The organism is Streptosporangium jomthongense (genome assembly GCF_042650425.1).
In the GTDB taxonomy this organism is placed as follows: Bacteria; Actinomycetota; Actinomycetes; order Streptosporangiales; family Streptosporangiaceae; genus Streptosporangium.
In genome coordinates this window covers 41,957-48,775 of the sequence record NZ_JBHSBC010000044.1, presented here as the reverse complement: position 1 = coordinate 48,775, position 6,819 = coordinate 41,957, and the positions used below count along the sequence as shown (strand labels likewise).

Annotated in this window: 5 protein-coding genes; 4 read left to right on the top strand and 1 reads right to left on the bottom strand. The window is 69.8% G+C overall.

Annotated features, from left to right (window positions below; translation table 11 throughout):
• Positions 1–32: 32 nt before the first annotated feature.
• The 3 genes from ACFOYY_RS34390 (at position 33) to ACFOYY_RS34380 (ending at position 2,779) form a co-directional block, all read left to right on the top strand.
• Complete coding sequence (locus ACFOYY_RS34390; RefSeq protein WP_386195308.1) at positions 33–176, top strand: membrane dipeptidase; 144 nt, start codon at positions 33–35, stop codon at positions 174–176.
• Positions 173–1,264, top strand: coding sequence for a M20 family metallopeptidase (locus ACFOYY_RS34385; RefSeq protein ID WP_352016430.1), 1,092 nt, complete (start codon positions 173–175; stop codon positions 1,262–1,264). The genes ACFOYY_RS34390 and ACFOYY_RS34385 overlap by 4 nt, the downstream gene beginning before the upstream one ends.
• A 171-nt stretch (positions 1,265–1,435) precedes the next feature.
• Positions 1,436–2,779, top strand: a complete 1,344-nt coding sequence (locus tag ACFOYY_RS34380; RefSeq protein ID WP_386195305.1) for a sensor histidine kinase — start codon at positions 1,436–1,438, stop codon at positions 2,777–2,779.
• On the opposite strand, the gene ACFOYY_RS34375 is transcribed toward ACFOYY_RS34380, so the two are convergent.
• On the bottom strand, positions 2,776–3,660 hold the full coding sequence (locus ACFOYY_RS34375) for a DMT family transporter (RefSeq protein WP_352016432.1): 885 nt from the start codon (positions 3,658–3,660) through the stop codon (positions 2,776–2,778). The two genes, ACFOYY_RS34380 and ACFOYY_RS34375, sit on opposite strands and share 4 nt — an antisense overlap.
• Positions 3,661–4,150: 490 nt before the next feature.
• Here ACFOYY_RS34375 and ACFOYY_RS34370 point away from each other — a divergent pair, with 490 nt between their 5' ends.
• Positions 4,151–6,778, top strand: coding sequence for a chitinase C-terminal domain-containing protein (locus ACFOYY_RS34370; RefSeq protein WP_362784891.1), 2,628 nt, complete (start codon positions 4,151–4,153; stop codon positions 6,776–6,778).
• The last annotated feature ends 41 nt before the right edge of the window (positions 6,779–6,819 follow it).

Genomic DNA, 6,819 nt, shown 5'->3' with positions numbered 1-6,819 from the left:
CCGCCCCCGACGGACTCGACGCCACAGCCGCCATCCCCGGCCTGGCCGGACCCTCCGGTTTGCCTCTGGTGACAGAAACCCTGCTCAAACATGGATTCTCGGACGAAGAGATCGTCAAGATCCTCGGCGACAATGTCCTGCGGTTGTTCCGCTCCGAACTGGGAAGGCCCGCATGAACCTCGATCTGATGCTCGACGACCTGGAGGAACTCGTCGTCTGTGAATCCTTCTCCGCCGACCACGAGGCACTGGCCCGCAGTGCCGCCGTGGTCGCGGACCAGGGGTTCAGAAGGCTCGGCGCGCGCCCCGAGACGATCGTGATCGGCGGTGTCCCCCACCTGCGCTGGACCTTCGGCACGCCCAGGGTCCTGCTGGTCGGCCACCACGACACCGTCTGGCCGATCGGCACGCTGCGTGAGCACCCGTGGTCGCTCGACGACGGGATCGCCCGGGGTCCCGGTGTCTTCGACATGAAGGCCGGGCTGGTGCAGACCTTCCACGCCCTGGCCTCCCTGCCCTCACCCGAGGGGGTGTGCGTGCTGGTGACCGGGGACGAGGAGGTCGGTTCGCAGACCTCGCGCGAGCTGATCGAGGAGTCGGCGCGCGGGTGCGCCGCGACCTTCGTCCTTGAGGCGAGCGCGGACGGCGGCGCGCTCAAGACCGCGCGCAAGGGCACCTCCGACTACCGGATCACCGTGCACGGCAGGGCCGCCCACGCGGGTCTCGAACCGGAGAAGGGGGTCAATGCCGGGATCGAGCTGGCCCACCAGATCCTGGCGCTCAGCACGATGGGCGAGGGGCCGACGACGGTGACCCCGACCGTGCTGTCCGGCGGGACCACGGTCAACACGGTGCCCGCGACCGCGGGGGTCTCCGTGGACGTGCGGGTGCCGAGCGTCGCCGAGCAGGACCGGATCGACCGGCTGGTCCGTGAGCTGCTCCCCCGGGTTCCCGGGGCGCGGATCGAGGTGAGCGGGGGGCCGAACCGTCCTCCGCTTGAGGAGACGTCCTCGGCGCGGCTGTTCGAGCTGGCCTGCGCGATCGCCGCGGATCTCGGCATGGAGCCGCTGCGCGGGGCCGCGGTCGGCGGCGCCTCGGACGGCAACTTCACCGCCGGGGTCGGCTGCCCGACGCTCGACGGGCTCGGCGCGGTCGGCGGCGGCGCGCACGCGCCGCACGAGCACGTGATCGTCGGGGAGATGCCCGCGCGGACGAGACTGCTGGCCGGGCTGATCACCTCCGTGCTGAAGAACGAGACCGTCTGACGGGCCCGCGACCCCTGGGCCGCCGTGCCGGGCCGTCCCCCACGGCCCTCCGCGCGGACCAACACTCCGCAATGGAAGGGGTTCGGAACTTTGCCCCTCCTTGGCCATGAATGGCCAGGAAATGGCAATTAGTCCGCCTAGGAAGATCGTCGGACCTCGGGGGAAGCTGGCGTGGTCACCAAGGGCGCCTGGTCGGTGCGGACCCGGTTGACACTGATCGCCGTCACCGTGGCCGCCCTGTCCGGCCTCACCCTCGCCCTGGTCGCCACCTTCTCCCTGTACGGCCTGGCGGGCAGTTTCCGGGCCCAGGAGATCGCCAACGCCGCCCTGGAGACCATCAACCTGACCGTCCGGGAGCAGTTACCCGCCGGGCTGCCCCAGGGGACCCTGGACGGCGTCCAGGTGCTCGACCCGTCGGGCCAGGTCCTGTCCTCGACGCCCAACCTGCACGGAAAGCCACGGATGGCGGACTTCGTCCCCCCGCCGGGAGAGGTCAGTGCGGACAGGCAGGTGTGCGACAGCCCCGAGTTCCCCGGCAGGTGCATGGTCGTCGTGGCCTTCCGGGTCCACCAGGCGGGCGGCGACTGGATCATCTACGCCGCCGACGACGTCGTTCCCTGGTACGTCCATCCCGGCCTGTTCGCCGGCATCGTCGGCGTCAGCGTGACGCTGGTGCTGCTGGCCGGGGTCGGCGCCTACCAGACGGTCAACAGGGCGCTGGCCCCGGTGGACTCGATCAGAGGCGAACTGGCGGAGATCACCGCGACCGACCTCGGCCGCCGGGTGCCCGTCCCGTCCGACTCGGGGGAGATCAAACAGCTGGCCATCACGATCAACCAGACGCTCGACCGGCTTGAGGCGGCGGCCGAGCAGCAGCGCAGGTTCGCCTCGGACGCCTCGCACGACCTGCGCAGCCCGCTGACCGCGATGCGGGCACAGGTGGAGGAGGCACTGCACTACCCGGAGGACACCGACTGGAAGGCGAAGGCCGGGGAGATGCTCGCCAGCCTGGACCGGCTCCAGGCCATCGTCTCCGACCTGCTGATGCTGGCCAGGATCGACTCCGGCGCGCCCATGGCCCGCCAGCCGGTCGACCTGGGCGAGCTGTGCCGGGAGGAGATGACCCGCCGCAGGCGCGGTGTCGAGATGAACTGCCGCGCGGAGCCCGGCGTCGTGGTGCAGGGAAGCCGCCTGCGGCTGGTGCGGCTGCTGACGAACCTGCTGGACAACGCGGAACGGCACGCGACCTCGCGGGTCACGGTGACCGTGGCCGCCAGGGGGGACACGGCCGTGCTTGAGGTGCTCGACGACGGCGCGGGGATCGCCCGTGACCAGTGGGAGGTGGTCTTCCGCCGCTTCGCCCGGCTCGACGCCTCACGTAACAGGGACGCCGGGGGCACCGGGCTGGGGCTGCCCATCGCCAGGGAGGTCGCCGAGGCGCACGGTGGAACCCTGGTGATCGAGGAGAGCGAGCGGGGTGCCCGGTTCGTCCTGCGCCTTCCCCTCAGCCGTTAACGGGCCCGGCGGGGCACCAGGACCAGGAGCATGGCCAGGGCGATCAGGCCGCCGCCGACCAGGACGGTCCAGGTGAGGCGTTCGCCGTACAGGGTGATGGCCAGGGCGGTGACCCAGAGGGGCTGGGCGGACAGGATCACCGCGGCGGGGGCGGCGGGCACGTGGGCCTGGCCGAAGGAGCGCGCCAGGAACCCCAGGGCGCAGGCCACGACCGACAGGTGGGCCATGGCGGCCCAGTCGGCGGCGGTCCGGGGCAGGGTGAGGCCGTCGGGCACGGCCAGCACCCCGGTCATGAGCGCGATGACGCCGAGCTGGATCACCGCGAGGGCGTAGGCGTCGCGTCCGGCGCCCTCGAAGTCGCCGAGCACGAGGGTGTGTCCCGCGTACAGCACGGCCGACAGCAGCGTGACGGCCAAGGCGAGCAGCGGTACCGACCCGCCCTCCGCCCCCCTGAGCAGGGTGAAGATCGTCATCGCGGCGGTGGCCAGCGCGACCGCGACCCAGGTGCGGAAGGGGACCTCCGCGCCGAGCAGGATCAGCCCGAGGACCGGGGTGATCACCACGTAGGAGCCGACGGTGAACCCGGAGACCGACGAGGGCAGGTCGTGCAGCGCGATCGCCTGCGCCGTCTGTCCCACACCGAACATCAGGCCGAGCAGGACGCCGGTCAGCCAGGTCTTCTCCGGCAGGCCGCGCAGGCAGCGTGGCCGCAGGGCGAGCAGGGCGATCGCGGCGACGGCGTAGCGCTCGGTGAGCAGGTCCGCGACGGGTACGCGGGCCATGAGGTCCTTCATCAGCGGGAAGGCCGACCCCCAGGCGGCGCTGACGAACAACAGAAGCACGGCTCCCATGAGGGGGCGGGGAGCGGAGACCGCTGCCATGCCAGCAGCATTCCATTACGCCCAGCTACCGGAGGGACGCGTAGTCCGTGGTGGAGTGGCCCGAATACCACGTTGAGTGAATGACCTCACCCCGGAGTAAGGGTCCTGTCACCCCTCAACCCCCGACCGCCCCTCGGGCGCCCCTCGGCGCGGAGAACGTTGAACGCGGCCCGTCCGGTCACGGGGGTACCGAGCCGGAGGGCCGCCGGAGTCGCCGGGGGTTTCCCGGAACGCGAATCCACTGGACACGGGCACGGGCCGTCCCGGCGCACCGCACGGGTCCGGGGTCGTTGGACGGCGCGGTCACGGGGGACAGGCCGTGGCCCGTCGTGGCCCAGCAGAGCCACCCCCAACTAACTATCAGGAAACTTTCTTAAAAGAAAGCATTGACGGACCTGGTGGGAGCGCATAGTTTCCAAAATCAACAACCCGTGGGGGGCCTCGGGGTTGGGGTAACTGCTGTGTTTCCTCATTCGGAGGTAGCTCTCCCATGTCCTCACGCTTACGCGCGGGCCTCGCGGCGGCCGGTGCGTCGTTCGCCCTGATCGCCTGCGCGCTCGCAGGCACGGCCACCGCCGCGGCCGACGACACGTCGTGCCGCCCCGACGGTCTCTACACCACCCCGGGCCTCGACGTGCCCTACTGCCAGGTCTACGACGAGTCGGGCCGGGAGAAGATGGGCGCGGACCACCCGCGCCGCATCATCGGCTACTTCACGAGCTGGCGGACCGGCAAGAACGGCCAGCCCTCCTACCTGGCCAAGAACATCCCCTGGGACAAGGTCACCCACATCAACTACGCGTTCGCGCACGTTGGCGCGGACAACAAGATCTCGGTCGGCGGTGACGGGGCCGACAACCCCTCCACCGGCATGGAGTGGCCGGGGATCGACACCATGGACCCGGCGCTGCCCTACAAGGGGCACTTCAACCTGCTGAACAAGTACAAGAAGGCCAACCCGAACGTCAAAACGCTGATCAGCGTCGGCGGCTGGGCGGAGACCGGCGGGTACATCGACGACACGGGCGAGCGCAAGCCGTCGGGTGGCTTCTACACCATGACCACCAACGCCGACGGCTCGGCCAACACGGCCGGGATCAACGCCTTCGCCGACTCCTCGGTCGCCTTCATCAGGAAGTACGGCTTCAACGGCGTCGACATCGACTACGAGTACCCGACGTCGATGAAGGACGCGGGCAACCCGCTCGACTGGCAGGTCGGCAACGCCCGCCGCGCCTCGCTGATGAAGAACTACGCGGTGCTGATGAAGACGCTGCGTGACAAGCTCAACGCGGCCTCGGCCGCCGACGGCAAGTACTACCTGCTCTCGGTCGCCGCGCCCTCCTCCGGCTACCTGCTGCGCGGCATGGAGACCTTCCAGGTCACCCAGTACCTGGACTACGTCAACATCATGTCCTACGACCTGCACGGCGCCTGGAACGAGTTCGTCGGCCCGAACGCGGCCCTCTACGACGACGGCAAGGACGCCGAGCTGGCCAAGTGGAACGTCTACAACACCGAGGCGTACGGCGGCATCGGCTACCTCAACACCGACTGGGCCTACCACTACTTCCGCGGTGCGATGCAGGCGGGCCGGATCAACATCGGCGTGCCGTACTACACCCGGGGATGGCGCAACGTCACCGGCGGCACCAACGGCCTGTGGGGCATCTCCAAGAGCACCAGCGGCTGCCCGATCGGCCTGACCACCTGTGGTGACGGCGCGCGCGGCATCGACAACCTCTGGCACGACCTGGAGAACAACAGCGAGGTCGGCGGCGGCGGCAACCCGCTCTGGCACGCCAAGAACCTGCTGGACGGCCGCGCCGGATCGTACGGCCCCGCCTACGGTCTCGACCCCAACAAGGCCGACGACAAGCTGACCGGCACCTACACCCGCAACTACAACCCGACCCTGGTCGCGCCCTGGCTGTGGAACGACAGCAAGAAGGTCTTCCTGTCCATGGAGGACGACCAGTCCATCGGCGTCAAGGCCAACTACGTCAAGGACAAGGGCATCGGCGGCCTGATGATCTGGGAGCTGGCCGGCGACTACGCCTGGGACTCCGCCAAGGGCGAGTGGTTCATGGGCAACACGCTCACCAGCCAGGTCTACGACGCCTTCAAGACGGCCACGCCGTACGGCGCGACCCGGGCGAAGGTCAGCATCCCCAACGAGAAGCTCGACGTGAGCGTGGACATCAGCGGGTTCCCCTCCGGTGACAGCAACTACCCGATCACCGGCAAGCTGAAGGTCACCAACAACTCCAAGACCACGATCCCCGGCGGCGCCGAGTTCCAGTGGGACTACGCCAGCTCCGCTCCGAAGACGGCCAAGGACCAGTCCGGCTACGGCCTGACCGTGATCAGCAGCGAGCACGGCGGCGGCAACAACATCGGCGGCCTGAAGGGCGACTTCAACCGGATCTCCTTCAAGCTGAAGGCCAACGAGTCGCTGGCGCCCGGCGCGTCGCTGAGCATGGACTACGTCTACTACCTGCCCGCCCCGGCCCCGGCCAACTTCACCGTGAGCTTCGGCGGCAAGACCTACGGCCTGACCGGTGACTACGCCCGCGGCGGCGTGGTGGTCAACCCGACGCCGACGCCGACCGGCAGCGGCGGCCCCGGCGGCGACTGCTCGGCTCCCCCGTGGTCGGCCGGTGAGGTCTACAACGGCGGCGCCAAGGTCTCGCACAAGGGTCACCTGTGGCAGGCCAAGTGGTGGACCCAGAACAACGAGCCGGGCACCAACTCCGTCTGGACCGACCTCGGCGTCTGCGCGACCCCCACTCCGACCGTCACGCCCACCGTCACCCCGACCGTGACGCCCACCGTGACGCCCACTGTCACCCCGACGGTGACGCCCACGGTGACCCCGACGGTCACCCCGACCGTGACGCCCACCGTCACCCCGACCGTGACGCCCACCGTGACGCCCACTGTCACCCCGACGGTCACCCCGACCGGGAACTACCCGGCCTGGAAGGCGGGGACGTCCTACTCCTCCGGCACCCGGGTCACCTTCTCGGGCGTCAACTACGAGTGCCGCCAGGCGCACACCTCCGCCGTGGGATGGGAGCCCACGAACGTGCCCGCGCTCTGGCAGCGCCTGAACTAGCCACCTCTCCCATCGGCGCCCGGCGATCCATTCCTGCCACG

What these genes read in the sequence shown, in the direction of transcription:
- ACFOYY_RS34375 (WP_352016432.1), bottom strand. Translation starts at nt 3,660, where the DNA reads ATGGCAGCGGTCTCCGCTCCCCGCCCCCTCATGGGAGCCGTGCTTCTG.
- ACFOYY_RS34370 (WP_362784891.1), top strand. Translation starts at nt 4,151, where the DNA reads ATGTCCTCACGCTTACGCGCGGGCCTCGCGGCGGCCGGTGCGTCGTTC.
- ACFOYY_RS34385 (WP_352016430.1), top strand. Translation starts at nt 173, where the DNA reads ATGAACCTCGATCTGATGCTCGACGACCTGGAGGAACTCGTCGTCTGT.